The organism is Streptomyces sp. MnatMP-M17 (genome assembly GCF_900091995.1).
In the GTDB taxonomy this organism is placed as follows: Bacteria; Actinomycetota; Actinomycetes; order Streptomycetales; family Streptomycetaceae; genus Streptomyces.
On the sequence record NZ_FMDK01001119.1, the window covers coordinates 1 to 1,518 of the forward strand.

1 protein-coding gene is annotated in these 1,518 nt (G+C 74.7%); it reads right to left on the bottom strand.

The features are described from left to right. A partial coding sequence (gene hypF, locus GA0115259_RS36770; protein ID WP_107469405.1) for a carbamoyltransferase HypF occupies positions 1–1,518 on the bottom strand: 1,518 nt, incomplete at both ends.

Sequence of the window (1,518 nt, forward strand, 5' to 3'; positions counted from 1 at the left end):
GGCGCCGTCGGCCGGACGGCCCGGGAGCAGCGCGAACCGGTAGCCGTCGGCCGGGCCGCCGGCCGCCACCGCCGCGCTCTCCAGCGCCATCGCCGCCTGGGCCTCGTACTCCACGCGGTGGCAGAGCCCGGCGAGCGAGGCGATGGCGTCGAAGAGCCGTCCCATGCTGGACGTCGGCACACAGACGACGCTCCGGTCCAGCAGCCGCTCCAGCAGCCGCCGTTCACCGGGAGCGCACGCGGCGACGCACGGCAGCGCCTCGGACCAGCGCACGCCCGCCGCCCGCAGATGGGAGAGCGCCATACGGTACGGATTCCGTACGGCGGCGTCGCCGCCCGGCAGCGGTACGTACGACAGCCGGCCGAAGCGCCGGAAGCCGTCGTAGTCCGCGAGCAGCACCTCGCCGCCCCACACCGCGCCGTCGTCCCCGTACCCCGTACCGTCGAAGGCCACCCCGATCACCGGCGCCGAACCGTCCAGACCGTGCTCGGCCATCGTGGCGGCGACGTGCGCGTGGTGGTGCTGTACGCGGCGGACCGGACGGCCCCGGGCGTGCCGCTCGGCCCACTGTCCCGAGCGGTAGCCCGGATGCCGGTCCGCGATCAGGACTTCGGGCGCCACCGAGGTCAGCTCCGTCAGATGGCCGACGGCCGCCTCGAAGGCGGTGAGCGTGGCGAGGTCGTCCATGTCGCCGACATGGGCGGACAGCCAGGCGTAACCGCCCTCCGCGACACAGAAGGTGTTCTTCAGATCTCCGCCGACGGCGAGCGCCGGCTCCACGGGCACGGGCAGCGCGATCGGCAGCGGCGCATAGCCGCGGGAGCGGCGTACGGGCAGCTCCTGGCCCGCGCAGATCCTTACCACCGAGTCGTCGCACGGCACATGCACCGGCCGGTCGTGGGTGAGCCAGGCGTCCGCGAGCGCGCCGAGCCTGGTCAGGGCGTCCTTGTCATCGGTCACGATGGGCTCGCCCGACCGGTTGCCACTGGTCATCACCAGGACGGACGGGCCCGCCGGATCGCCGGGCAGGCCCAGCAGCAGATGGTGCAGCGGCGTGTACGGCAGCAGCACACCGAGATCGGGACTGCCGGGCGCAACACCGTCCGCCACCAGAGAGCCACCGCCCTCACGGCGCCGCAGCAGTACGACGGGCCGGCGCCGGCCGGTCAGCAGCGCGCGTTCGGCCGGACCGACGCACGCGAGCCGCTCGGCCGTCTCCAGCGAACGGGCCATCACGGCGAACGGCTTGCCGCCCCGGTTCTTACGGGCGCGCAGCAGCCGTACGGCGGTGGCGTCCGAGGCGTCACAGGCGAGGTGATAGCCGCCGAGTCCCTTCACCGCGACGACCGCTCCCGCGGCCAGCAGCCGGCGGGCCCTGGCCAGCGCCTCCTCGCCGAACAGCCGGGGCGCGGCGGCCGAGCCGGGCCCTCCCGTGATCAGCGAGAGCCGTGGGCCGCAGGCGTGACAGGCGACCGGCTGGGCGTGGAAGCGCCGGTCGGCGGGATCCTCGTACTCGCG